The 23,599-nt window shown below is 66.7% G+C and carries 21 protein-coding genes and 1 pseudogene; 4 read left to right on the top strand and 18 right to left on the bottom strand.

Features of this window, described 5'->3' with window-relative positions; all coding sequences use genetic code 11:
• Nucleotides 1-73: 73 nt before the first annotated feature.
• Nucleotides 74-286, top strand: a complete 213-nt coding sequence (locus tag WDB66_RS01670; RefSeq protein ID WP_339396687.1) for an addiction module protein — start codon at nucleotides 74-76, stop codon at nucleotides 284-286.
• Nucleotides 287-370: 84 nt separating this feature from the next.
• On the opposite strand, the gene WDB66_RS01665 is transcribed toward WDB66_RS01670, so the two are convergent.
• Nucleotides 371-757: a hypothetical protein gene (locus tag WDB66_RS01665; protein WP_339396686.1), complete on the bottom strand. Its 387-nt coding sequence runs from the start codon at nucleotides 755-757 to the stop codon at nucleotides 371-373.
• Between the two features lie 228 nt (nucleotides 758-985).
• Here WDB66_RS01665 and WDB66_RS01660 point away from each other — a divergent pair, with 228 nt between their 5' ends.
• The gene (locus tag WDB66_RS01660) at nucleotides 986-1,342 is read left to right on the top strand and encodes a DMT family protein (protein WP_339396685.1); all 357 of its coding nucleotides are present in this window, start codon (nucleotides 986-988) and stop codon (nucleotides 1,340-1,342) included.
• A 288-nt stretch (nucleotides 1,343-1,630) separates the two neighbouring features.
• Here WDB66_RS01660 and mazG read toward each other — a convergent pair.
• The 12 genes and pseudogenes from mazG to gspG all read right to left on the bottom strand — a co-directional run.
• Nucleotides 1,631-2,419, bottom strand: a pseudogene (mazG, locus tag WDB66_RS01655) (nucleoside triphosphate pyrophosphohydrolase); the annotation flags it as partial.
• Nucleotides 2,403-3,224: a 3'(2'),5'-bisphosphate nucleotidase CysQ gene (cysQ, locus tag WDB66_RS01650; RefSeq protein ID WP_339396684.1), complete on the bottom strand. Its 822-nt coding sequence runs from the start codon at nucleotides 3,222-3,224 to the stop codon at nucleotides 2,403-2,405. The gene cysQ and the pseudogene mazG, both read right to left, overlap by 17 nt.
• Complete coding sequence (gene nudE / locus WDB66_RS01645; RefSeq protein ID WP_339396683.1) at nucleotides 3,221-3,820, bottom strand: ADP compounds hydrolase NudE; 600 nt, start codon at nucleotides 3,818-3,820, stop codon at nucleotides 3,221-3,223. The genes cysQ and nudE overlap by 4 nt, the downstream gene beginning before the upstream one ends.
• The gene (locus WDB66_RS01640; RefSeq protein WP_339396682.1) at nucleotides 3,810-4,646 is read right to left on the bottom strand and encodes an inositol monophosphatase family protein; all 837 of its coding nucleotides are present in this window, start codon (nucleotides 4,644-4,646) and stop codon (nucleotides 3,810-3,812) included. The genes nudE and WDB66_RS01640 overlap by 11 nt, the downstream gene beginning before the upstream one ends.
• The gene (locus tag WDB66_RS01635; protein WP_339396681.1) at nucleotides 4,643-5,401 is read right to left on the bottom strand and encodes a type II secretion system protein N; all 759 of its coding nucleotides are present in this window, start codon (nucleotides 5,399-5,401) and stop codon (nucleotides 4,643-4,645) included. Before WDB66_RS01635 ends, WDB66_RS01640 begins: the two co-directional genes overlap by 4 nt.
• A 4-nt stretch (nucleotides 5,402-5,405) precedes the next feature.
• Nucleotides 5,406-5,906, bottom strand: a complete 501-nt coding sequence (locus WDB66_RS01630; RefSeq protein WP_339396680.1) for a type II secretion system protein M — start codon at nucleotides 5,904-5,906, stop codon at nucleotides 5,406-5,408.
• Entirely contained in the window at nucleotides 5,903-7,102 is a 1,200-nt protein-coding gene (gene gspL, locus WDB66_RS01625; protein ID WP_339396679.1) for a type II secretion system protein GspL, read from the bottom strand. Before gspL ends, WDB66_RS01630 begins: the two co-directional genes overlap by 4 nt.
• A 70-nt stretch (nucleotides 7,103-7,172) precedes the next feature.
• Nucleotides 7,173-8,096: a type II secretion system minor pseudopilin GspK gene (gene gspK, locus WDB66_RS01620; RefSeq protein WP_339396678.1), complete on the bottom strand. Its 924-nt coding sequence runs from the start codon at nucleotides 8,094-8,096 to the stop codon at nucleotides 7,173-7,175.
• Nucleotides 8,093-8,770, bottom strand: coding sequence for a type II secretion system minor pseudopilin GspJ (gene gspJ, locus WDB66_RS01615; protein ID WP_339396677.1), 678 nt, complete (start codon nucleotides 8,768-8,770; stop codon nucleotides 8,093-8,095). The genes gspK and gspJ overlap by 4 nt, the downstream gene beginning before the upstream one ends.
• Nucleotides 8,767-9,174 (bottom strand): type II secretion system minor pseudopilin GspI, encoded by a 408-nt coding sequence (gene gspI, locus WDB66_RS01610; protein ID WP_339396676.1) that lies wholly within the window; start codon nucleotides 9,172-9,174, stop codon nucleotides 8,767-8,769. The genes gspJ and gspI overlap by 4 nt, the downstream gene beginning before the upstream one ends.
• Before the next feature lie 70 nt (nucleotides 9,175-9,244).
• Nucleotides 9,245-9,793: a prepilin-type N-terminal cleavage/methylation domain-containing protein gene (locus WDB66_RS01605; protein ID WP_339396675.1), complete on the bottom strand. Its 549-nt coding sequence runs from the start codon at nucleotides 9,791-9,793 to the stop codon at nucleotides 9,245-9,247.
• Nucleotides 9,771-10,226: a type II secretion system major pseudopilin GspG gene (gene gspG, locus WDB66_RS01600; RefSeq protein ID WP_339396674.1), complete on the bottom strand. Its 456-nt coding sequence runs from the start codon at nucleotides 10,224-10,226 to the stop codon at nucleotides 9,771-9,773. Before gspG ends, WDB66_RS01605 begins: the two co-directional genes overlap by 23 nt.
• Nucleotides 10,227-10,269: 43 nt before the next feature.
• On the opposite strand from gspG, the gene WDB66_RS01595 reads away from it, so the two are divergent.
• Nucleotides 10,270-11,625 (top strand): adenosylmethionine--8-amino-7-oxononanoate transaminase, encoded by a 1,356-nt coding sequence (locus tag WDB66_RS01595; protein ID WP_339396673.1) that lies wholly within the window; start codon nucleotides 10,270-10,272, stop codon nucleotides 11,623-11,625.
• Nucleotides 11,616-12,395 carry a 16S rRNA (uracil(1498)-N(3))-methyltransferase gene (locus WDB66_RS01590; protein WP_339396672.1) on the top strand — a complete coding sequence of 260 codons (780 nt, stop codon included), beginning with the start codon at nucleotides 11,616-11,618 and terminating at the stop codon, nucleotides 12,393-12,395. Before WDB66_RS01595 ends, WDB66_RS01590 begins: the two co-directional genes overlap by 10 nt.
• A gap of 38 nt (nucleotides 12,396-12,433) precedes the next feature.
• Here WDB66_RS01590 and WDB66_RS01585 read toward each other — a convergent pair whose 3' ends face one another.
• Genes WDB66_RS01585 through WDB66_RS01565 form a run of 5 tightly spaced genes read right to left on the bottom strand, consistent with a single transcriptional unit; the run spans nucleotide 12,434 to nucleotide 23,585 of the window.
• Entirely contained in the window at nucleotides 12,434-12,928 is a 495-nt protein-coding gene (locus WDB66_RS01585) for a hypothetical protein (protein ID WP_339396671.1), read from the bottom strand.
• 19 nt (nucleotides 12,929-12,947) lie between these two features.
• Nucleotides 12,948-13,436, bottom strand: coding sequence for a chemotaxis protein CheW (locus tag WDB66_RS01580; RefSeq protein WP_339396670.1), 489 nt, complete (start codon nucleotides 13,434-13,436; stop codon nucleotides 12,948-12,950).
• A gap of 12 nt (nucleotides 13,437-13,448) precedes the next feature.
• Nucleotides 13,449-15,725, bottom strand: a complete 2,277-nt coding sequence (locus WDB66_RS01575; protein ID WP_339396669.1) for a chemotaxis protein CheB — start codon at nucleotides 15,723-15,725, stop codon at nucleotides 13,449-13,451.
• Nucleotides 15,709-22,740, bottom strand: coding sequence for a hybrid sensor histidine kinase/response regulator (locus WDB66_RS01570; RefSeq protein ID WP_339396668.1), 7,032 nt, complete (start codon nucleotides 22,738-22,740; stop codon nucleotides 15,709-15,711). Before WDB66_RS01570 ends, WDB66_RS01575 begins: the two co-directional genes overlap by 17 nt.
• Nucleotides 22,737-23,585 (bottom strand): CheR family methyltransferase, encoded by an 849-nt coding sequence (locus tag WDB66_RS01565; RefSeq protein WP_339396667.1) that lies wholly within the window; start codon nucleotides 23,583-23,585, stop codon nucleotides 22,737-22,739. Before WDB66_RS01565 ends, WDB66_RS01570 begins: the two co-directional genes overlap by 4 nt.
• Nucleotides 23,586-23,599: the final 14 nt, after the last annotated feature.

The raw sequence follows: 23,599 nt of genomic DNA, 5'->3' as shown, positions 1-23,599 counted from the left end.
GCGGGAAGCCAACAACTGCAAGCAGCCGGCATACGCGCCTCAATATCCACGCCGCCTGATGGCAGGAGCCACCATGATCACCATTGAAAACCTCTCGCGCATGGAAAAGCTCCGGATGATGGAAGCCTTGTGGCGCGACCTTTCCGCCAATGCCAACGAGTTGGCATCGCCGGCCTGGCATGGTGAGGCGCTACAGCAGGCGGAAGCGGCGCTGGCCGGCGGCACCGCCCGTATGGTGGACTGGGCAGACGCCAAGGAGATGCTGCGCAAGCGCGACGGCTCGTGAACATTCGTATCCTGCGCCGCCGGATCAGTAGCGCACGCTGGCCGATGCCTGCTCTGCATCGACCACGTCAGGCAGACGACACCCTCACCTGCCTTCGCTGGCCGGCACCAGATAGTCGCGTTTCAGGGTGTCGGCGATCAGCGCGTCGGCGGTCTTGATATCAAATTCCTCCTCGCCATCGGCCAAGGCCTGGGCGTAGCGAAAGAACGGAACGAACAGGTGCGCCTGATCGACCGCGGCCTGAAGCTGGTAGTTGCTGGCCGACAGCGCCTGCCAGCTGGCGGAAACGCCTTCGGCCGGCGTCACTTCGGTGTCTTGCGTGGTGGCACCGCGCGGCTTCGGCGCATCCTGTGCCAGCGGCCAGGTGAAGGTGTAGCGGGCCGCATCGGACGATGATTCGCCCGCCATAACGGGAAGACTGGACGCGGCCAGCAGCAGGAACGGCAGCAACACGCGGAAAACGGGACTCATGGCGGCCTCCGGGCAATCGGCGGGCCGGACCACTTGAAAACCATTCTCATTTAAGCCAGGACTGCCTGCGCACGATAGGGCCGATGGCTGTTTTTCGACCTCAGCCCGCGAGGTGTGCGGACGGTCGATGAATGCCGCCACATGACTGGGCGGGCGGCGCGGCAGCAGACGTTTGCGCAAGGAATTTCCGGGCTAGCATGCGCGCTCCCTCCACCACGCCACGCCGCCATGCCCGCCTCGCCAACCTTGGCCACCTATCTGGTGCCGATCCTGATGCTGCTGTGTTCCAACATCTTCATGACCTTCGCCTGGTACGGGCATCTCAAGCACAAGGGCGCGCCACTGCTGACGATGATCCTGATCAGCTGGATGATTGCGCTGCCCGAATACATCTTCCAGGTGCCGGCCAACCGCATCGGCCATGGGGTGTATTCGCTGGTGCAGCTGAAGACCATCCAGGAGGTCATCACGCTGACCGTGTTCGTCGGCTTCAGCGTCTGGTACATGGGCGAGGCGATCCGCTGGAACCATCTGGCCGGATTCGCGCTGATGGTGCTGGCGGCATGGTTGATCTTCAAAGGCTGATCTCGAGCGCCTTGGCGGAAAGCCCCATCGCGGCCAAGGCCGCTCCTACGGAAGCGGGGCCGCTGCCTGTGCATGCGGACAGCTGATCAATATCCCGTGGGACCTGGCTTGCCTGCGATCCTGATGCCGGAGCATCGCCGGAGAACCCATCGCGCGCAGGCTCGCTTCCGCGAGGTTCAGGGAGCGCTGTGTTGTTTGATCGCGCCCCCTGCGGGTGCGCTCCTACAGCGGCGGCGACAGTGGATGGATGGGTTTTGCGGTGGCTGGATTTGCCGTTGCCGCCGATCAGCCCTTGCGTTCCTGCGCCTTGACCTGCTGCCACAGGATTTCCTGCTCGTGCAGCGCAAGCTCGTCAAAGCGTTGGCCGTTGGCTCGGGCGAGGGTTTCCATGGCGCGGAAGCGGCGTTCGAACTTGGCGTTGGCGCGGCGCAGTGCGGCACCCGGGTCGACCTTGGCGTGCCGGGCGAGGTTGACGCAGACGAACAATACGTCGCCGATCTCGTCTTCCAGCCGCTGCGGATCGGCACCCTGCGCCAGTTCGACCTGCACTTCGGCGATTTCCTCGTGCAGCTTTTCCAGCACCGGCGTGGTGTCGGGCCAGTCGTAGCCGGTGCGCGCGGCGCGTTTCTGCAACTTCTGGGCGCGCATCCACTCCGGCAACCCGGCGGCGATGCCGGCCAGCGCGCTGGGGTCCGGATCGCTGGCGGCGCGCTCCTGCTGCTTGATCGCCTCCCAGTTCTGCAGCACGGCAGCGGAATCGTGTGCGGCGCTCTGGCCGAAGATGTGCGGATGGCGGCGCACCAGCTTGTCGTGCAGCGCGTCGACCACGTCGGCGAAACCGAAGCTGCCTTCTTCCTGCGCCATCTGTGCGTGGAACACCACCTGGAACAGCAGGTCGCCGAGTTCCTCGCGCAGCGCGGCGCGGTCCGCTCGCGCGATCGCATCCGCCACTTCGTAGGCTTCTTCGATGGTGTAGGGCGCGATGCTGTGGAAATCCTGTTGCAGATCCCACGGGCAACCATGCTGCGGATCGCGCAGGCGCGCCATCAGCGCCAGCAATTCATCCATCGAGGCCATCGGTCCATCCACGCCAGGGCAGCCCGGGGTCGCCGAGCGCAATGAAATCCGGGTTCAGCAGCGACGGTCCACGGTTGTAGCGGAAGGGTTCGCCATCCAGCCCCAGCACGGCGCCACCGGCGGCCTCCAGCACGCACTGGCCGGCGGCGGTATCCCATTCTGAGGTCGGGCCGAAACGCGGGTAGACGTCGATGCGGCCTTCGGCCAGGCGGCAGAATTTCAGCGAGGAACCCAGTCCGTGGCGTTCGTGTTCGCCCAATGCGTCCAGCACCTGCACGGTGCGCGCATCCAGATGCGAGCGGCTGGCGGCCACGCGCAGCGGTGCCTGCGCCGGGCGGCGCGAGGCCAGCGCGATGTCCTGGCCGCTGGCGCTTTCGCGCAGCCAGGCACCGGCGCCGCGTTGGGCGTGGACCATGTAATCGAACACCGGCGCATAAATGATGCCCAGCAGCGGCACGCCGTCTTCGATCAGCGCGATGTTGACCGTGAATTCGCCGTTGCGCTTGACGAATTCGCGCGTGCCGTCGAGTGGATCGACCAGCCACCAGCGGCGCCAGTGACGGCGCTGTTCCCAGTCGATCGCGGCGCCTTCTTCCGACAGCAGCGGCAGCTGCGGCGCCAGTTGCGCAAGGCCGGCAGCGATCATGCGGTGCGCGGCCATGTCGGCTTCGGTCAGCGGCGACTGGTCGGGCTTGGCGGTGACATCGAAATCACTGGCGTAGACCTTCAGGATCGCGGCGCCGGCCTGGCGCGCGATCTCGATGCACTGTGCGCGCCAGTCCGCCAGTTGCGCGCGCTCGCTCATGCGCCGAGGTCCTGCGCCTGCGGCGCATCGGGCGGCAGTTCGCCACGGGCGCGCAGCGCGAGGTATTCACGCACCAGGAACATCGCCGCCAGCGAGCGGCCTTCGGAACAGTCCTCGCGCAGCATCAGCTGGTCCAGCTGGTCCAGGCGCCACGGGATCACTTCCAGTTCTTCCGGCTCGTCGCCGGGCAGGCGTTCGGGATACAGATCCTCGGCCAGCACCAGCCAGGTCTGGTGGCCCATGTAGGAAGGCGCCAGCGTCATCGCGCGCAGGATCGTGACGCGGCGCGCGCCGAAGCCGGCTTCCTCCTTCAGTTCGCGTACCGCCGCCTGCTGCGGGCTTTCCTCGCCATCGATGCGGCCCTTGACCAGACCCAGTTCGTAGCGGTGCGGGCCGCAGGCGTATTCGCGTACCAGCAGCATCGTGTCCGGATCGCGCATCGGCACCACGATCACCGCGCCACGGCCGCGCGGGGCCATGCGTTCGTAGGTACGTTCGACGCCGTTGGAAAAGCGCAGATCAAGGCGCTCGACGTGGAAGCGCCCGCCGAAATCCAGTTCGTGGCGGGCCAGGATCTTCGGCAGCTCAGCGCTCATCACGCCACCCGGAGAATCGTTCCAGCACCGGTGCATGCAGGGCCGGCACCGCCGCCAGCACGCTGCCGGTGTCCAGATCCGGCGGTGCGCCATCCAGATCGGTGAACACGCCGCCGGCCTCGCGCACGATGACCGCCAGCGCGGCGATGTCCAGGATGTTGACGTCCGATTCGATGACCACATCGACGCTGCCCTGCGCCAGCAGGTGGTAGTGCAGGAAATCGCCGTAACCACGGCCACGGTTGGCGGCGATCAGCAACTGCCCGAGGGCATCCCAGCGCGGGCCTTGCGCCAGCGATGTGAGGTTGCCGGTGGACACCACGGCATCGGCGATGGCGGCGGTCGGCGCCACATGCAGGCGCGTGACGACGCCCTGCGCATCTTCAACGAACGCACCGCCACCGCGCCGTGCCCAGGCGGTCTGACCGAACTGGCTGGCGCAGGACACACCCAGCAGCAGTTCACCGCGATGCATCAGCGCGATCTGGGTGGAAAACACCGGATTGCGCCGCACGAAACTCTTGGTGCCGTCGAGCGGATCGACCAGCCACAGGAAATCGCCTTCGCCATCGCGGCCCTGTTCTTCGCCGTGGATCGCGTGATCGGGGAAGGCATCGCGCAGCACGGCGCGGATCGCCTGTTCGGCCTCGATATCAGCCTGGGTCACCGGGCTGGCGTCGGGTTTGAGTTCGGCGCGGAAGTTGCCACGGTAATACCCGTCGATGACCTGTGCGGCGGCCGCAGCGGCGCGGCGTGCGACCTCCAGCGCGGCATCGAGGAACGCAGCATCCGGCGCAGTGCCGGCGGCCGCAGCCACGGCATTCATCGGCGCGACCCCAGCCCGCCCTGGACGTGGAACATCACGCTGCCATCGGCCTGCGGCTGGCCGATATGACGCAACGCGCGCAGCACCTGCGGATTGTCGTTGCGCGCACGCAGCGTGGCGCGGGCCTCGTAGCCCAGCAGCGTGGTGCGGAACTCGCCTTCTGCCGCCAGCGGACCGTCTTCATCGCTGAGGGTGCCGCCGAAACCGCCGCCGGGCAGCGGTCCGAATTCGGCTACCAGGGTGCCGAAGGTGGCCTGTTCCTGGCCGCTGACGGCGGCATCGTGCCAGCGCGCGCTGCCTTTCAACACGGTCGGCACGGTGTTGTTCTGCAGTTCCAGCGTATCGAGCTTCACTTCCACCTGGCCGAGCAGATTCAGTGCTGGAATGTCGAGCATCGGTTCCAGCCGGCTGGCCGGGAAACTGGCATCGACATCGCTCATCCGCAGGGTGCCGTCGCCGGCGCGCGCGACCCGGCCCTGGCCGCGATAGACCGGGCCATCGAGAATGACATCGGCATCGATCACGCCCGACAGCAGCGAGCGCGGGTGCACCTTCCAGCCCAGCACACCCAGATCATCGCCATTGCGCAGCACGCGCCCGGCTCGGCCCTTCCAGATTGTGCCCGAGACATCCTCCAGCTGCACCGGCGCGTTCGCCGGCATCGCCTTCTCCAGCACCAACCGGGCCGGCAGCAGTACCACCACGACGACCGCGATCACCAGCATCACCAGCAGCAACAACAGCAGTTTCTTCACTGTTTCAATCTCCGATCCGTTCAAGGGCCAGGCGCGCATCGACGCGGCCGACGCCGGCAGCGCGGTTGGCGTTGAAGTCGCCCAGCACCACACCCTGACGGGCGCCCAGTTCTTCCAGCCATTGCACCAGCGCGTCGAAATCCGCGCCTTCGAAATACACCCGCACCTGGTTGCCAGCCACCGGTTCGACCCGCAGCAGCGCATCGCCTACACCCGACGTGCGTGCGGTCGCGTCCACCAGTGCCAGCAACGAGCGGCCATCGCGCACCCCCGCGGTGCCGCCGCCGGCGCTGGCCAGTGCGCGCAGTTGCGGGGCGTGCGCGCGCATCCAGGCCAGATCGTTCTCGCCGGCCTGCACCCGCGTGCGCCAGGTGTCGCGGGCCTTGGCCAACGGCTCCCAGACCAGCAGCCAGCCACCGATCAGCAGCAGCGCGACCGCGCCCAGACGCAGCACGCGCTGTTCGCGCGGCGCCAACGCGTTCCACCAGTCACGCAGCGCGTTCATGCGCCGGCTCCGCGTACGCGCAGCTTGCCTTCGACACCGCCGCTGCCAGGCACCATCGACACCAGTTCGGCGCCCAGCCCGAGCGTGACGATGCGTTCACGCAGTTCGTCCAGCGTGGCGACATCGCTGCTGCGCAATGTCAGATCGAGCACGCCGTTGCGGTATTCGACCGCATCCAGCGTGTAGCGCCCGCTGCCCGACAGCACCGGTGCGATCTGCGCCAGCATCGACAGCGCGCCCTGCGGGCCGCCGTGACCGGCAAGCCGCGCCAGTTCGCCAGCCATTTGCGCGCGCGGATCGACGATGCGCTGCACCTCCGGCAGGGATTCGCGCAGCAGTGCTTCCATCTGTACGCGTTGCACTGTGTGGCGGCGTTCCAGTTGCCAGCGTTCCAGCGCCATCGCGCCGATGCCAAGGGCCACGGCGGCCAGCGCCAGGATCGCGGCCCAGCGCCACAGGCGGCGGGCGCCGGCATCACGCTGGCGCGGGGCGTAGGCGCCGCTCAGCAGATCCAGCGTCGGCGCGCTGCCGGCGGAAAGACGGCTGGCGAAATATTCCAGCGGCGAGGCGATCGCCTGGCTCTGGATGCCTGCGGCCCAGACCAGCCCGCTGGCGCTTGCGGCGGCCAGCGCATCGCCCTGCCCGAGCAAGGTCAGCGGTGCATCGGGCGCGACCGATTCTTCGATGATCGCCAGCCAGTCGCCGGCTTCCCCTACATCACCGGCCAGCACACCGGCGCGGGCGTGGCGCAGGCTGGCGGCGCTGCCATCCAGCAGCAGACCGGGGCCGTTTTCATGCGGCAACAGCCAGGATTCGGGCAGCAGATGATCGGGCGTGATGTTGTGGGCGGAGAGAGTTGCCAGCCAGGCGTCGATCCGTTCGCGCGCCACCACCGCCGCGGTCACGCTGTCGGCATCACCGCCTTCGGCCAGCGCCACATGGCAATGCTCGACCGGCATCGCGAGCTGGTCTTCGATCGCGTAGGGGATCGCCTGTTCCAGCTGGCTGCGCTGGCGTGCGATGCGCGCGGTCTGAAGCAGCAGCACATCGGCCGGAGGCACCAGCACCACGGTCTGCACCGCCTGCGTGGCCGGGAAGCCCTCGGCCGGGCCCGACAACACACGCCCGGAACGGTCCTGCGCAAGCCATTGCGCGCGGCCGTCGGGAAGCAGGCGGATCAGGTGACGATGGGACATGGCGATCTTCGTTGGAATCCCCGGATTCTAGCCGCATTCCCGCCGGCAACGATGCCCGCCGCCACGCTTTTCACCAGCGCCCGCGTGCGCGCGCCATCACGTGCACGCCGTCCGGGCGGCGTTGCAGCAGCGAGGAATAGACGAAGGGAATGCCGTCCGCCACGATCTGCGCTTCCAGCACGAACCACTGGCTGCCAACGCCGAAACCGGTCAGTGGCATCGGTCCCAGGCCCAGCTGTTCCAGTTCCTGCGTGACCGCCTCCAGCGATTCGTAATTGGCTTGGCCATCGCGCGCCAGACGCTGCGCCAGATTCAGCGTGATCGCATCGGCCAGGCTCATCCACATCGCCTCGCTGGCGAAGTTCAGATTGATCGTGGTGCCGGCCGGCAGCGCGCAGGTTTCCGCCGCCAGCACGGCGTGGATCTCCGGCGTGACGCCGGGCAGCAGGCGCAGTTCGGAAACGTGCGTGAAAGGCTGGTTGGCCGCACGCATCGGCGGGTTGCGCGCCAGCAGTGCGGAATCCTCGGCGCCGCCCGAGCGCGGAATGGCATCGGCATCGATCCAGTCCAGCACCTGCTGCGCCAGCATCGGATCGAGCTTCAGCGCACGCAGCAGGCGCTCGAAACGCGCCAGCGCGAGCGCGTCCTCACCTTCACCCGGATGCAGATTGTTGAGGTTGAAGCAGCCGTTGCGCTCGTACAGCTGGGCGAAGATGCGCACCCCGGGCAGGTCGATCGGCGGCATCGGCTGGGCCCAGATATCGCTACGACTGTCGATATGCGGCGCATCGCGGAAATCATCGCGCAGCACGCTGCCGGCCCAGGCTTCGACCCCGCGCATCAGTTCCCAGCCCTGTTCGGCGCGTTGCAGATTGCGGGTGCGGGCCTGCGCGGCCTCGCTGTGGTCCAGCAGTGCGGCGATCAGCACCGTTGCCAGCGCCACCACCAGCAGCGCCGCGATCAGGGCCACACCGCGTTGCTGCCGGGCGCTCATGCCGGCGGCTCCTGCGGCAGTTCCAGCACGCGGCGGATTTCGCCGAAATCCTCCAGCTCCAGTGTCAGCCTGACTGCGCGTGGCAGGGTTTCGCTGACGCCGTGCGGCGGTGGCCATTGGCGGTGTTCGCGCCCTTGCCCGTCCAGATAGACGACCTCCATGCGGGTGACGCCTTCAAGCAGTTCATCCTCGACCGGGCGGGTGCCGGGCGAGCGGTCCAGCACCGGCCAGCGCAAGCGCAGCAGCTGCCCGTCGCGGCGCTGGTAGGCCACGCGCTCCAGTTCGGCACGCGGCAGCGCCAGCACGTTGGCGTAGCCGTGGCGGGTCAGTTCGATGCGCTGGGCTTCGCCCTCCAGCGCCGGGCGCGGCACGCCATAGCCATCGCGGATGCCACGCCGCGCGGCACTGGTGATGTCGCGTTCGATCAGGCTGACCGCAAACTGCAAGCGGCCCAGCTGCGCCTTGGCCTGGCTGCTTTGTTCCTGCGCCTGCACGATGCTGCGCAGGCCGCCGTAGGCCAGCGCCGAGGCGATCGCGAACAGCAGCACCGCAACCAGCATTTCCAGCAGGGTGAAGCCGCGCTGGCGCGGGCCGGATTTCGGCAGCCGCCGCCGTCCTGGCGCCCTATGCGAAGCGGCCAGCACAGGCTGCCGATATGACGGAACCAGTCTCATGGCTGGCTCGCAAAGCCGGTCAGGCGCGCCGCGCTGCCGTCGGCGCGGGCCGATTCCAGTGCCACCACGTCCACATCCATGCGCCGGATCAGCGGTTCATCGGTGGCGCTGACTTCCAGCGTCCAGCGCCAGCGTCGGCCGCCCATCGTGGATTCGCCATTGCTGCGGCCCACGGCCGGAAATCCGTCTCGCAGCCGGGTTTCCGCCAGCACATTGGCCGCGACCCACTGCGCCAGCGTGGCCTCGTGCAGTTGTGCAGTGGCGCGCGCATCCAGCCCCGCCAGGCGCACCAGCGCGACCAGCGCCAGCGACAGCAGCAGCAGCGCGACCAGCACTTCGAGCAGGGTGAAACCGCGCCTGCGTGCTGCGCCACCAGCGCCGCGTATCACGGCAGAAATGGGCACACGTGATGGAGCTGGGACTGCGCGGGAATCCGATCCCGGCAGCCATCGGCAACGCGTATCGGATGGACGTTCAGCGCTGCTCACGTTGCACCTGTTGCAGCAGCAGTTCGCCATCGAGGCGGCCTTCCAGCTGCCATCGCTGCTGCGCATCGGGGCGGTCGATATGCAGCACGAACGGCGTCAGTTCGCCCGAGGACAGGCAGGCGAACGCCGGTTCGCGTTCGGGTTCGTCGGGCAGCGGCAATGCGATGCCTTCCCGATATGCGGCCAGCAGCAGATCGCGGCCGAGCGGACGGGCTCGCAGTTCGTCGCTGCCGGTGTCATCGCGCGGATGCCAGCCGTCGATTTCGAAATAGCCGAAGCGCAGGCCATCGCGCACCACGGAAAAACCGATATCGCGCCCGCCGATCAGCGCACGCTCGCACGCCAAGCGGATCAACGATTGCGCCCGGCGCGCAGCGTTTTCCACCTCGCGCTCGCCGCTGCCGCTTACCGACAGCACAGTGCCTGCGACCACCATCGCCACGATGACCAGCACCACCAGCAGTTCGATCAGCGACAAGCCGCGCGCAGCCCGCCGCCAGATTACGCCCGGATCACTCGCCCCAGCTGGTGACATCGGCATTTCCGCCCTCGCCACCGGGCTGGCCATCGGCACCGTACGAATACAGGTCGAAGTCACCACGCTGGCCCGGGCTCAGATAGACGTAGTCGCGGCCCCACGGGTCTTTCGGGATGCGGTCGATGTAGCCGCCGCTGCGCCAGTTGCGCGCTTCCGGGCTGCCACCCGGGCGGTTGATCAGTGCTTCCAGACCCTGGTTGGTGCTGGGGTAGACGAAGTTGTCGAGGCGGTAGAGATTGAGGGAAGTCTTCAAGGTGTCGATATCCGCCTTGGCTCGGGCCTGCATGGCGCGATCCGTCTCCCCCCAGAGGTTGGTCATCACTGCACCAGCCAAAATGCCGATGATCACCACCACGACAAGGATTTCGATCAGGGTGAAGCCGCGCGCATGGCGACGTGGGTTTACAGCGGGAAAGCGGCTCGGGATCATGTGCGGCTCTTTCACTTTCAAACGATGCCCGGATTCTAGCCCAATGCCCGCACTCCCCGACCTGTGCCGCCGCGATCTGGACGTGCTCTGGCACCCCTGCACCCAGATGCGCGAGCACCCGGATGTGCTGCCGCTGTTGCCGGTCGCGCGCGGCGAAGGCGCGTGGCTGATCGGCGCGGATGGCAGGCGCTGGCTGGATGCGGTGTCGAGCTGGTGGACCAATCTGTTCGGCCACGCCGAACCGCGTATCGCAGCTGCGATCGCGCAACAGGCCACAACGCTGGAACACGTGCTGCTGGCCGGTTTCACGCACGAACCGGCGGTGCGTCTGGCCGAACGCCTGCTGGCGCTGGCCCCCTCCGGACTGGCGCGCGTGTTCTATGCCGACAATGGCTCGGCGGCGGTGGAAGTGGCGTTGAAGATGAGCTTCCACAGCCATCGCAACCGGGGTGATACGCGCCGCACGCGCTTTGTCACGCTGCGCAACAGCTATCACGGTGAAACCCTCGGTGCGTTGTCGGTCGGCGATATTCCGTTGTACCGGCGCACCTACGCGCCGCTGCTGCTGGAGCCGCTGTTCGCGCCCTCGCCCGATGCGTTCAATGCCCTGCCCGGCGAAGACGCGGAAGCCTGCGCGCTGCGCTGCGCGGAGGAACTGGCAGCGCTGCTGGACGCACATGGCGACACGGTCTGCGCCTTGATCATCGAGCCGCTGGTGCAGTGTGCCGGCGGCATGCGCATGCATCATCCGGCCTGGCTGCAACGCGCACGACAGTTGTGCGATGCGCACGGCGTGCACCTGATCGCCGATGAAATCGCGGTCGGTTTCGGTCGCACCGGCACCATGTTCGCCTGCGAACAGGCCGGCATCTCGCCGGACCTGATGTGTCTTTCCAAAGGCATCACCGGCGGCTTCATGCCACTGGCGGCGGTGCTGGCGACGCAGGCGATCTACGACAGCTTCCTCGATGATTCGCGTGAGCGTGCCTTCCTGCATTCGCACAGCTACAGCGGCAATCCGCTGGCCTGCGCGGCGGCGCTGGCCACGCTGGACATCTTCGACAGCGATGATGTGCTGGCACGCAATGCGGTCACCGCCGGCAAACTCGTCGCGCATGGTCGCCACATCGCGCAACACCCGAAGATCGCGGATTTCCGCCACACTGGCATGATCCTCGCCTTCGAACTGATGGCCGACCCGGCCACGCGCACGCCCTTCCCGGCGGAAGACCGTATCGGCCTGCGCATCTACCGCGCCGCACTGCGCCATGGACTGGTGCTGCGCCCGCTCGGCGATGTGCTGTACTGGATGCCGCCCTATTGCATCACCGATGAGGACATCGCCCATCTGGCCACGGCCACGCAGGCGGCGATCCAGGAGGTTCTGCCATGCGCCTGACGCGCTGTTACATCGACACGCCGCTGCATATCGGCGCCTTCGTGGCGCTGCCCGAAGGCGTCACCGCGCATCTGACCCGGGTGCTGCGTCTGGGACTGGGCGCGCGGCTGGTGCTGTTCAACGGCGACGGCCACGATTTCGAGGCCGAGCTGTGTTCGCTGGAAAAAAAGGGCGCACGCGCCGAGGTCATCGCGATGCGCGAGGTCGCCAGCGAATCACCGCTGCGGCTGGTGCTGGCGCAGGCCGTGGCACGCGGCGAGAAGATGGATTTCGTGCTGCAGAAGGCGACCGAACTGGGCGCCGCCGGCTTCGTGCCATTGATTACCGAACGCACCGAGGTGCGGCTGGATGCGGAGCGCGGAGAAAAGCGCCGCGCGCACTGGCAGGGCGTGATCGCCTCGGCCTGCGAACAGAGCGGCCGCGCGCGTCTGCCGCAACTGGCAGCTGTCACCCCCCTGCCTGACTGGCTAGCCGCACGCGGTGCCCCGGGCAGTGAACCGGATGGCGCACATGCCACAGCTGACAGCGCTCCAGCGCCGCTGTTCTTTCTGGAACCGGACGCCTCACTTTCGCTGCGCGAGTTGCCCGAACTGGCGCGCAGCAGCGCCTGCTTCGTCATCGGCCCGGAAGGCGGCCTGGGCGATCGCGATCTGGCCCAATTGCGTACCGCCGGTGCGCAGGGCATCCGCATCGGCCCGCGCGTGCTGCGCACCGAAACAGCAGGACTTGCGCTACTGGCCGCGATGCAGGCTTTGTACGGGGATTTCTGACGCAACCTGACCGCGAGGCACCCCAACAGTCGCCTACTTCAAAGCGGATCTTTTGCAGAAGTTCGCAGTGCGCCAAGCAAAATCAATACAAAAAGAGTGACCAATGCCGTGATCGAGCTGTTGGGCACAGCAACCGGTGCCGACAGGACGGCAAGACTGACGGTCTGCGGGGGATAAATCACTCCACCCGGCCCGGTCGGCGCGTATACCAGTGTGTATTGTCCAGCAGGAAATGCGCCGATCCGGAACATCACACCCCTTGGCGGCAACGAAACACCGCAGAACGTGTGGACCTCATGCGTGAAAGTGATGATGCTGCCATCGACGTGCACCTCCACTTCATAGGCAGGTTCCCAACCCCCACAGCCATCGAACCCGAGCACTGCGTAAACCGGCTCGAATGCCATGACCGGAGATGGCAGTACACGCAGATTCGTCAGTGGCGGGGAAAGATCGCCTGCGCGCGCCACTGGACAGACAAAGAAAAGCAACAGCCCCAGCAACCAGCCGATGCCGCCTGACGAGAGCTTCACTCCCATGGATCCGGGCACTTCAAGCCGCGCGCAGCGCGTCCAGTGCAGTGATGCGGTCTTCGATCGTGGCCAGGTCGGGGATCACCGCGTCCTCGTCGTGCAGGCGTACGCGCATCATCACGCTGTCGTCCTGCATCGCCGTGATGCCTTCATCGACTTCAGGCTGTTCCAGTGCATCACGCGATACCGTCACCAGACGCGGGAAGCCCTGCGCCAGCAGTGCGAAATAGGAGTGGCGCGGATTGCCGCCCAGCGCCTTGAGCACCACGACCTTGGCACCGAATTCACCCTCGTCCTGGGCACTGCCGATCATGCGGGCATAGGAAATCACCGGCAGGCTCCAGCCGCGCCAGCGGATATGCCCGAGCATCCAGTTCGGGGCCGCGTCCATCGGCTCCGGCGGTGAATAGGTGATCACCTCGGCGACGGTGGCGTTGGGCAGCAGCACGCGTGCACCGGTGACACTGATCATGACGCCCCGGATGTCGCGGGAAGGCTGACTGCTCATCGGGATTCTCCGTCAGTGGTTGAACATGGCGATGCAGCGCTGCGCAAGATCGCGCGGCGAGCCGGTGAATTCGACGACACCACGGGCGCGGGCGCCATCCACCATCGAACTGACCACGCAGGTCTGCGGGTCCTGGGCCCAGACTTCGCCGCCACGCCCGGCCAGGTAGACCGCACCTTCGACCGCATCGCCGGCCATGCCGCTGAAGATGATGGCGGTGGCACGGTTGCCGAACAGATCGGCGACCGACTGCAACACGGCATCGATCGAGGGGCTGTATTGCGGCGGCGCCGGATGTGGCTCGAACGTGACCTGGCCATTGCTGTCGACCGATACCCGGTCGCTGGCCGGAACCACCAGCACTTCACCGTGGCGAGCGGTGCTGCCAGCGGCCGCCACCTTCACCGGCAGCGGCGAGGATTTCTGCAACTGCTGGGCGAGACGCTCGAAATAGCCGGATTCCAGATGCTGGACCAGCAGGAACAGGGCCGGGAACTGGTCGGGAAACTCCGACAGGAAGGTGCGCACCGCATCCGGGCCACCAATCGATGCACCCAGCACGATGACACGCTCGATGGCGCCGCCGGCGGTGGCCGGAACCACGGTCATTTTCGAGTCACCCAGATCCGTTGCAGCCGCGAGCGAGGCATCCTCGGCAACTGCCGGCGCTTCCTCGGGTGATTCCACCAGGCCCATCGCCACCAGCAGCGGATCGATTTCGGAATCCGCAGTGTCCGCTGCAGGGGTCGCTTCTTCTTCGCCTTCTCCTTCCAGCGGTTCAAGGCTCAGCCCGGAGAGGGAGCCGAAGTCGTAGCTCGGCTTTTCGGGTGCGGGCTGCGCATCGCCGGCGTCAGCGTCCTGTTGCTCCAGAGGCGCCAGTGACAGCGAGGCGGCACCTGCCAGCAGGGCTTCGGAATCGCGCCCAGGTGCGGCTTCCGTCGCTGTTGCGGCACTGGACTCGGCTGCCGGTGCTGCGGGCTCATCCTGTTCCAGATGGCTGAAATCCAGACCGGCCGGCACCTCCTCGCCCGCCGGCGTGTTGCTGGCTTCCAGTGCGTCCAGCTGTGCGGCAAGCGCGGCGACGTCGTCGTCCAGCGCCAGGTTTTCGTCGAAGCCGCTTTCATCCGAAGACACGTCCCAGGCGGCGGCATCGAAACCGCCTCCGGTGGCGGCTTGCGTATCGCCAGTGGCGTCCGGCTCTTCGCCAGCTTCGGAGGAAAGCTCGTTGATATCCCAGGAAAAGTCAGCCTCCAGATCCTCTGCTGCCGGGGCGGGCGTATCCGCGCCGGCACTTCCCGCAGAAACCGGATCCGGCGCCTGGCCGCTGTCCGTGGTGCTGAAGTCGATGCTGAAGCCGGCAGCTTCGCCAGCGGCTGCGGTATCGACCTGTGGTGTTTCAAACGATGCAGCCCCGGGCGATTCCGCAGCCGGCTCCGCGTCGAAATCCTCGAAGCTGTAATCGAAGGTTTCTTCCACCGCTGCTGGCGATTCGTCCTGCCGCGCAGTTCCGGCGCCGACATCCGGTTCCACGGATGCGGCATCGGCTGGCGATGTGACCATGTCCAGCGTGCCGACATCGATACCGGCAAGGCTCTGCTCTTCCACCGACTCGGGAGTCGGCGGCAGGCGCTCCGGTGGCGGGCTGTCCTGCAGCGTGAGTGCGTCTTCCAGCATGGAGAAGTCGATCTCCAGACCGGCGTCGTCGGCAGGCGTGGGATCGTTGCCAGATGACATGCCCGCCACTTCGGTCTGTGCGGCCGACGCTGGCGACAGCATTCCGGAAAGTTCGTCAGCCGGCACTGCATCGGAAGCATTGTGTGCTTCGTCGCGGAACGTGTCCATGGACTGTTCCGGTGCCAACTGCGCAGGTGTCGGCACGGCGCCGGGCGTGGGCATCAGATCGCGCGGTTGTAGCAGTTCGGCGCCTTCCGGCGGCGGCGGCATGGTGTTGTCGTTGCCCAGCACCTTGGCGGCCAGGTGTCGCGCCCAGCGCGCCAGATCCCAGCCTTCCAGGCTACGGCTGACGCCGGCCTCGTTGAACACGACATTGATCGCCGGGTCGTCGAACAGCGCCTGCAGGTGGTCCAGATCGTCCTCGGCACCTTCTTCCAGGTTGACGATCACCACGTTGGGCGCGGCATCCAGCACGTTGGCGCCGGACACGCTGGCCGGTTCGCCTTCAAAGGCGACCGCCGCACCCAGTTCCTCCAGCGCCTGACGCAACTGGTGGCGTGCACCGTCATCGCGCCCGAGCAGCGCGACGACGCAGGAATCAACCGAGATCGCCACGCTGCACCTTCAGGATTTCGTCCACATTCCGCATCAGATCGGCCTCCTGGTAGGGCTTGCCAAGGTAACGGTCCACACCGATTTCGAACGCGCGCTGGCGATGCTTTTCGCCGGTACGCGAGGTGATCATGATGATCGGGATGCCGCGCAGACGCACGTCATTACGCATATGCGTGGCCAGCTCATAGCCGTCCATGCGCGGCATTTCGATGTCCAGCAGCATCACGTCCGGCACCCGGTCGGTGAGTTTTTCGATCGCGTCCACACCGTCCTTGGCGGTGAGCACTTCGTAGTTGTGGCGTTCCAGCACGCGGCCGGTGACCTTGCGCATCGTGATCGAATCGTCGACCACCATCACCAGCGGCACACGCCGCACCGGGGCGGCCGGCACCACGACTTCCGGTTCGTCGGTCCTGGCCTGCGCGTTGTAGCGGCGCACCAGCGGGGCGACGTCGAGGATCACGATGACGCGACCGTCACCCATGATCGTGGCGCCGAAGATGCCAGGGATCGAGCTGACCTGGGCGCCGACCGGCTTCACCACGATTTCGCGGCTGCCGATGACATGGTCCACGCAGATCGCCGAACGCAGATCACCGGAGCGCGCCAGCAGCAGCGGCACCTGCAGGCTGTCCTCGGCCCGCGCCGCACCCTGGCCCAGCAGCTTTCCCAGATCGTGGATCTGGTAATCCTCGCCGGCGTAGACGAAGGTCGGCGAGCCACTGGCCAGCTGGGCATCCAGCTCACTGCGGTCGATGCGCGCCACGCCCTGTACCGAGGCGATCGGCACCGCGTAGGAGGTATCGCCCTGCTCGACGAATACGGCCTGGGTCACCGCCAGCGTGAACGGCAGGCGGGTGGTGAAGACCGAACCCTTGCCCCGCTCCGAATCGATGCCCAGGGTGCCGCCGAGCTGGCGGATTTCGCTGTGCACCACGTCCATGCCGACGCCACGCCCGGCGACCTTGCTGACCGACGAGGCGGTGGAGAAGCCGGATTCCAGGATGAAGCCGTACAGCGCCTGATCGGATACCTGCGCGTCGGCCGCAAGCAGGCCACGATCAATCGCCTTGCGGCGGATTGCGTCGCGGTCCAGGCCACGGCCGTCGTCGGTCACCTTGATGACCACTTCCGAGCCTTCGCGCAAGACCGAAACCTTGATCGTGCCCTCTTCCGGTTTGCCGGCGGCACGCCGTTCTTCCGGCGTTTCCAGACCATGCGCCAACGCGTTGCGCAGCATGTGCTCCAACGGTGCGGTCATGCGGTCCAGCACGCTGCGGTCCATTTCGCCCTGTGCGCCTTCGACCTTGAGTTGGGCCTTCTTGCCCAGTTCGGCGGCGGTCTGGCGGATGATGCGGCGCATGCGCGGCACCAGCGAATCGAACGGCACCATGCGGGTGCGCATCAGACCTTCCTGCAGGTCCGAGCTCACGCGCGACTGTTGCAGCAGCAGCGTTTCGTACTGACGGGTGTGGTCTTCCAGCGTGCTTTGCAGGCTGACCAGGTCGGCGGCCGACTCGGACAGCGCGCGAGAGAGCTGCTGCAGGGTGGAGAAGCGGTCCAGTTCGAGCGGATCGAAGGTTTCTTCGCCGCCCATTTCCGCTTCGCGCTGGTAGCGCGCGACGATCTGCGCCTCGGTTTCGATTTCCAATTTTCGTAGCTGGCCGCGCAGACGCTCGGTGGTCTGCTCCAGTTCCGCCAGGTTGCCGCGGAACAGGCCCAGTTGCTGCTCAAGGCGGGCGCGGTAGATCGCGACTTCACCGGCGTAGTTGACGAGGCGGTCGAGCAGGTCGGCGCGGATGCGGATCTGCTCCTGCGGCGCACGCACGCCAACGTCTTCGTCATCCAGCGCGGTGGGCGCCAGATCCAGCGCGGTCGGTTCGGCCACGGCGGCCTCGACGGCGGCGGCGACTGCTTCCGGCGCAACCGTTTCGGCGGCGATCTCCGGCACCAGTTCGTCCAGTTCCAACTCCGGCTCTTCGCCACGCGCGAGCATTTCCACACGCTGGATCAACAGCGTCGGCGAGGTCAGTGCGCGGCGTTCGCTGACGCGCGCGGTCAGGCGGTTGAGGCGGTCGAAGGCCAGTTCCAGCACGTCGATGCCGTAGGACGGCAGTTCACGTTTGCCCTCGGCCACGATCTCCAGCAGGCTTTCCATCACATGGCCAAGATCGCCGATCGGATGGATGCCGGCCATGCGCGCACCACCCTTGAGGGTGTGCAGATCGCGTTGCAACGCGACCACGACCTCCTGGTCATTCGGCGACTCGCGCAGCTGAACCATGAAACCGTCGGAATGGTCAAGGATGTCGGTGGCCTCCTCGACGAAGATGTCCAGCAGTTCCTCGTCCATGTCGGCCAGCATCAGCGGGCCTTCCGGATCCGGATCGGCAACATCCAGGCCGGCGAGGAAATAGACCGCCAGCTGTGCATCACGGCTGCTGACAGCGCCGGTTTGCGGTGCCTCCTGTGCTGCAGCCAGCACATCATCTTCCGTCTCGACGCTGTCGGTTTCGCTGATGGCAGGTTCGCTGGCGGAGATTTCCTGCGGCGGGTCGTCAAACGTTTCCACGGCCTTGGTGATGGCGTCGACAGCCATGTCAGCCACGGTGGGTTCGAGCGCGGCCGCATCGGTTTCCGCAGGTTCTGCGGCTTCCTCGACGCTGCTGATCGCCGCTTCATCAGCGGATTCAACCGCTGCATCCGTTTCGGCCACATCCTGCGCCGGCGTCGCATCCTCGAAGGTGACGTCCTCGAAGCGGACCTCTTCCGGCTCGTCCATGTCACCGGGCTGCGGTTGGGCATCGGCAACGCCGGCGTCGACGGGTGTGTCCCCATCGTCGGAACGCGACTGCTGCTCCAGGCTGTCGACATCAAAGCCTTCGATCTCGATCCCGATATCGGGCGTGAAGGCCTCTGCGGCCGGCAGCTCCACCGGCTCGCTGGTTTCAAAGAAGGTATCAGCCGAGACGATGCCGCCAGTTTCTGCCGGCGAAGCGTCAATCTCGGATGCCTGTGGCTCTTCCGCCGCTGCGCCGGTATCGGCCACCTGCTCCCCGGTACTTGCGTCCGCATCGGCAGTGGCATCGACGAAGCCGGCGACCAGGCCACTGGACAGCGCTTCCGCTTCCGGCGTCTCCGCCTCGGGTTCAGTGGTGTCGTGCGGCGTTGCGGCCGGTTGTTCCTGACTGGCGGCGGACTCGTCGGCCAGCCAGCGGCGGATCATGTCGTCGACGCCTTCCGCCGCTGCATCGGGCTCGCTGGCGGCAGGATCGATTGATTCGAGCGGCGCTGCAGGTTCATCGGCGACAGACGGGTCGTCGACGGCGAGCGGCTCGGGCTGGACGGATTCGCTGTCGAACCCGGATTCAACCACGTCGAGCCAGTCATCCGACGGCGTTTCGGATGCTGTCGTTCCGGAGGAAACCAGATCGACCCATTCGGTTTCGATCGCCGCCGGGACTTCGTCTGGCGTATCGTCTGCTTCGGCCACATCAGGCTGCGATGCGGCAGGAGTGTCTTCTTCGGAAATCCCTTCGGCCGGCGCCGCGAAGTCCGCACCGGCCTCGGCCTGCGGCGTGGTGGCTGCGCCATCGGCGAGGAATGCGGCGGCCTCCTGCGCGATGCCGTCCAGGCCGATGCCGTCCAGTGCGATGTCCTGACCACCCAGGGCGTCCAGTGCCACGGCATCGAAGGGCTCATCGCCCGCAGCCGCGTGTGCAGCTTCGTCCTGCGCGCCTGCGGTTTCGGCGATTTCATCCTGCCCGGACTCGGCGCTGGCAGGCGCGGCGATGGCATCGTCGAGCTGCTCCAGGGTCTGCTCGAGATCTTCACCGAGGTCGACCGACACGGCAGTGCTCAGGTCCGGCATGTCTCCGGCATCGTCCGCCGGATGGGCCGGCACGGCGGTGCCGGTGGCATCGGGCAACTGGTCGCGCTCGGCCACGATGCGGGCCGCGATGTCGGACAGCGGAGTCAGGCGCGGCGCCGGGGAATCCAGTTCCTCCAGCACATTGCGCAACGCGCGCGTGGCATCGCCCAGTGCCGAGGCACCCGCCGGCGACAAGGCCAGGCCATGTGCAAGTGCACGTTTGAGGTAGTTTTCCAGCGGCGCGGTGACTTCGGTGACCACCGGAACCTCGGTCATCGCGAACGCGCCGTTCATGGTGTGCACGGCGCGCACCAGGGCATCGTCGACCGGCCGCTCGCCCTGGGCGAGGAACGCATCGACGGTATCCAGATGGCCGGACACCTCCGGCTTGAGGATATCGAACAGCACCGCATCGATCGCGGCGACCGCGATCCGGTCCGTTTCGGGAGCAGCGCTGTCGGCACCGATATCGGCATCGGCATCCGGCTCGAAGGCGGCAAGCGCTTCTTCCAGCTCGGCTGCGACCTGCTGCGCCGGTTCCTCTGCGGGTGCATCGGCGGTTGGTGCTTCAGGCTCGGGCACGGACGGCTCTTCGATCTGTGGAGCGGCGGTTTCCGGCACGACCACGTCGACCGGTACCACCGGTGCCGCGACCGCTTCGGCGGCAGGCGGCGCAGGCACGTAACGGGCCTGCTCGCCGGCGGCGAGACGATCGGCAACATCCTTGATCGCCTCAAGATCCGTGCGCACGCTGCGTTCACCACGCAGCGCGGCAAGAACTTCCGGCAGCACATCGTTGGCCGCCTGCACCAGCTCCAGTACCGGCTGCGTGGGCTGGATGGTGTTGTCCAGAACACGGTTCAGCATGTTCTCGATCTTCCAGCTGAACTCGCCCAGCGTCAGCGCGCCAACGAGGCGGCCGCTGCCCTTCAGGGTATGGAAGACGCGGCGGATCGACTTGACCTGCTCCAGGTTGCCAGGATTTTCGAGCCAGCCACCGAGCAGTTCGCCCAGGTTTTCGATTTCCTCTTCGACTTCCTCGACGAAGACCTCGCGGATCTCCTCGTCGATTTCGTCGGAGGTGGCCTCGAAACCACCGATGATGATGCCGTCCGCTGCCGGCTCTTCCGCCGCCGCGGGTTCGGCCACCTCGGGTGTTGCCGGCTCGGCGGGCGTGACGGGCATTGGCTCCGCCGCCACGGGTTCGGGAACGGCAACCGCCGGCGGCGGGGTGATGTCGCCGACAGCGGGCGCAGCGGGCTGCGGCTCCGGCACCTGTTCGGGCTCAGGCTCGCGGGCCTGCGCCGGAGCCGCTGCGGCCGGAGTTTCCGCAGGCGTGGCGTGCGCCGCATCCTGCGCGGATTGCACCAGTGCTGCGGTTGCATCGAAGGCAGGATCGTCGAGCGCGATATCGGGCGCCAGTGCAGCCGCCTCGCTGCTCGGAATCGGCCAGTAGCCGAGCTTTTCCAGGCTGGATTGTGCCGTGACCAGAATGCGGTCGCGGCCCGGGCGCAGTTCGGCCTGGGCTTCGAGGAAGTATTCGAGACTGGCCAGCGCATCGGCCAGGGTTTCCATCTGCACCACGCCCGGCACACGGCGATTGTCGAGCAATTCGACCTGGGTGAAGCGGCTGACCGCGTCCAGGTAGTCCGCCGCCGCAGGCAGTTCCACGATGCGCAGCGCGCCGGCCACCTGCGACAGCAGCTCCGGCGCGTCCTGCAGCTGGCTGGCGTCCCAGCTGGATTCGATGTAACCGATAAAGCACTGTTTGGCGCGGGTGAAGTTGACCTGCGCCTCCTTCACCAAGGCCTGCATCACGCGCCGGGTTTCGATCGAAGGCAACGGCATTGCGCCTTCGCCACCTTCTGCGGCCGGCACGCCGCCCAGATGCTGGACCTGGTCATCGAGCGAAGCTTCCACGTACAGCAGCGCGCCGGCGATATCCAGCAGCGTGCTTTCATCGGCCGTGCGGGTGCCATCCACCACCGCCTGCATCGCGGCGCGCTGTTCCTGCACCACGCGGCGTGGCACGCCCAGACCGAGCATGCCGAGGGTGTCGGAGACACGATCCAGCACTTCGGCCTGATCGGCCAGCTGGGCGGTGTCGGCGCTGGGATTGCGCAGGTGCAGGTCGAGCGCGTCCTTGACCCGCAGCAGGTCTTCCTTGATCGCGCTGGAAACGGTATCCAGCAACGAACGGTTGTGCCCGCTCAGGCTGCTGCGCGCATGATCGATTTCGGCCTGGCTGGGCAGCAGTGCGCCGAGGTTGAAGACGTCGCGCAGTTCACCGATACGGCCATGCTGTGTCGGTGCATGGGCCACGAAATACAGCAGGTTGCGGGTCAGCTCGCGCGGCGGATCGGCGCGGAAGCTCTTCTCGCCCGAATCCACCAGACGCTTGATCTCGCGTTCGACCTTGCCGACCGTCTGCTTGAGCTGCGGACTGGGTTCGAACGCCTTGGCACGCAGCGCTTCCAGCACCCCGGCGGTAACCCAGAACAGGCGCCGGGCTTCTTCCTCGGAGATCAGTCCGATCAGCTTGTCGCAGGTATCGGCCAGACGCGCCAGGCTGGTATCGACATCGTCATTGCGGAACCACTTCAACAGCGCCAACTGGAACTGGTTGCGCAGCGGCTCCACCTGGGTGGCCAGTTCGGCATCGGACAGCGGCTGTGCCGGCGCCGCCACCGCACCGGGAAGCTCCTGGCCCAGATCGGGCGTGAACAGCGCGATTTCCGACAGACTCTTCTCCCCGCGCGCGGCGCGCAGGTCGTTGAGCAGCGGCAGCAGCACGATCGGAATATCCTTGTGTCCGCTCTGCAGGCGCTCCAGGTAGTCCGGCAGCTGCACCATGCCACGCATCAGCGCGGCATAGGCTTCGTCCTTCTCGGCCACCTGCCCGTCCAGCAAGGCAGCGGCCAGGTGTTCCATCTCCTCGGTGACCATCGCCGCGCCGTACAGCTCGACCATGCGCAGCGTGCCCTGCACCTGGTGCAGGTAGGTGGCGCAAAAGCGCATCTGGCTGATGTCGGATGGGTCCTCGACATAGGCCTCAAGCGCCTGTCGGGCCTGCTTCAGGGTCTCGTCGAGTTCGCCCTTGACCCAGGCAAGCGTGGTGAAATCAATGTCGTCTTGCGGCCTCATGCCCGGGTCTCTTTGGTATCGCTGATGTAAGCCAGGGTCTGGCGGCTGCCGGTCCGGCGCATGTCGGGGCGGCTCCAGCCGGACACTTCTCCCGGGCCGAGCACCAGCAGCCCGCCAGGCTGCAGCAGTCCGGCCAGGGCATCGAGCATCTGTCCCCGTCGTTCGCGCGCGAAATAGATCAGCACGTTCTGGCAATAGATGATGTCGAGCTTGCGCAGCGGTGCACGCGAGGCGTGCAGCAGGTTGACGCAGGCGAACCCGACGCGTTTGCGCAGCCGTTCGTCAATGCGGAAGGTTTCACCGTCGGGCTGGGCGTGGACCCCGTTGCGGTAGGCCGCCGGAATCTCCGACAGGCGCCGCATCGGGTACTCGGCATGGCGCGCGAGGGTCAAGGCCGCCTGACTGACATCGGTGGCGGTGACACCGAAACGGTGCGGCGGCGTGGCGCGCGACAGCTCGGCATCCAGCACCAGTGCCAGTGAATAGGCTTCCTCGCCGGTGGAGCAACCCAGTGACAGGGCCTGCAGCGAGGCATCGGGCGCAGCGGTTTCCAGCCACTGCGGCAGCCATTCGTCGCGGATCAGCTCGATCGACGGCAAGTGACGGAAGAAATGCGTCTCGTGCACCGTCAGATGGTCGACCAGCGAGGCCCACTCCATGGCGCCGCGCGCACCACTGACCAGTTCGTCGTAATAGATGTCGAAACGGGTATGGCCAGTCTCGCGCATGCGCCGGCGCAGGCCGGTTTCCAGGAACGGCTTGCGTTCGGGCGGCACGATCACGCCAGTGCGCGCCTCCAGCAGGCGCACCCAGCGATCGAACTCGGCATCGTCCAGCGGACGCATGAGCGCCGTGGGTG

The organism is Denitratimonas organivorans (assembly GCF_037478135.1).
In the GTDB taxonomy this organism is placed as follows: domain Bacteria; phylum Pseudomonadota; class Gammaproteobacteria; order Xanthomonadales; family Xanthomonadaceae; genus Denitratimonas.
The sequence above is the reverse complement of the archived record's forward strand: the minus strand, read 5'-3'. Positions and strand labels throughout refer to the sequence as shown.

What these genes read in the sequence shown, in the direction of transcription:
- WDB66_RS01670 (WP_339396687.1), top strand. Translation starts at nt 74, where the DNA reads ATGATCACCATTGAAAACCTCTCGCGCATGGAAAAGCTCCGGATGATG.
- WDB66_RS01665 (WP_339396686.1), bottom strand. Translation starts at nt 757, where the DNA reads ATGAGTCCCGTTTTCCGCGTGTTGCTGCCGTTCCTGCTGCTGGCCGCG.
- WDB66_RS01660 (WP_339396685.1), top strand. Translation starts at nt 986, where the DNA reads ATGCCCGCCTCGCCAACCTTGGCCACCTATCTGGTGCCGATCCTGATG.
- cysQ (WP_339396684.1), bottom strand. Translation starts at nt 3,224, where the DNA reads ATGAGCGAGCGCGCGCAACTGGCGGACTGGCGCGCACAGTGCATCGAG.
- nudE (WP_339396683.1), bottom strand. Translation starts at nt 3,820, where the DNA reads ATGAGCGCTGAGCTGCCGAAGATCCTGGCCCGCCACGAACTGGATTTC.
- WDB66_RS01640 (WP_339396682.1), bottom strand. Translation starts at nt 4,646, where the DNA reads ATGAATGCCGTGGCTGCGGCCGCCGGCACTGCGCCGGATGCTGCGTTC.
- WDB66_RS01630 (WP_339396680.1), bottom strand. Translation starts at nt 5,906, where the DNA reads ATGAACGCGCTGCGTGACTGGTGGAACGCGTTGGCGCCGCGCGAACAG.
- gspL (WP_339396679.1), bottom strand. Translation starts at nt 7,102, where the DNA reads ATGTCCCATCGTCACCTGATCCGCCTGCTTCCCGACGGCCGCGCGCAA.
- gspK (WP_339396678.1), bottom strand. Translation starts at nt 8,096, where the DNA reads ATGAGCGCCCGGCAGCAACGCGGTGTGGCCCTGATCGCGGCGCTGCTG.
- gspJ (WP_339396677.1), bottom strand. Translation starts at nt 8,770, where the DNA reads ATGAGACTGGTTCCGTCATATCGGCAGCCTGTGCTGGCCGCTTCGCAT.
- WDB66_RS01605 (WP_339396675.1), bottom strand. Translation starts at nt 9,793, where the DNA reads ATGTCACCAGCTGGGGCGAGTGATCCGGGCGTAATCTGGCGGCGGGCT.
- gspG (WP_339396674.1), bottom strand. Translation starts at nt 10,226, where the DNA reads ATGATCCCGAGCCGCTTTCCCGCTGTAAACCCACGTCGCCATGCGCGC.
- WDB66_RS01595 (WP_339396673.1), top strand. Translation starts at nt 10,270, where the DNA reads ATGCCCGCACTCCCCGACCTGTGCCGCCGCGATCTGGACGTGCTCTGG.
- WDB66_RS01590 (WP_339396672.1), top strand. Translation starts at nt 11,616, where the DNA reads ATGCGCCTGACGCGCTGTTACATCGACACGCCGCTGCATATCGGCGCC.
- WDB66_RS01580 (WP_339396670.1), bottom strand. Translation starts at nt 13,436, where the DNA reads ATGAGCAGTCAGCCTTCCCGCGACATCCGGGGCGTCATGATCAGTGTC.
- WDB66_RS01570 (WP_339396668.1), bottom strand. Translation starts at nt 22,740, where the DNA reads ATGAGGCCGCAAGACGACATTGATTTCACCACGCTTGCCTGGGTCAAG.
- WDB66_RS01565 (WP_339396667.1), bottom strand. Translation starts at nt 23,585, where the DNA reads ATGCGTCCGCTGGACGATGCCGAGTTCGATCGCTGGGTGCGCCTGCTG.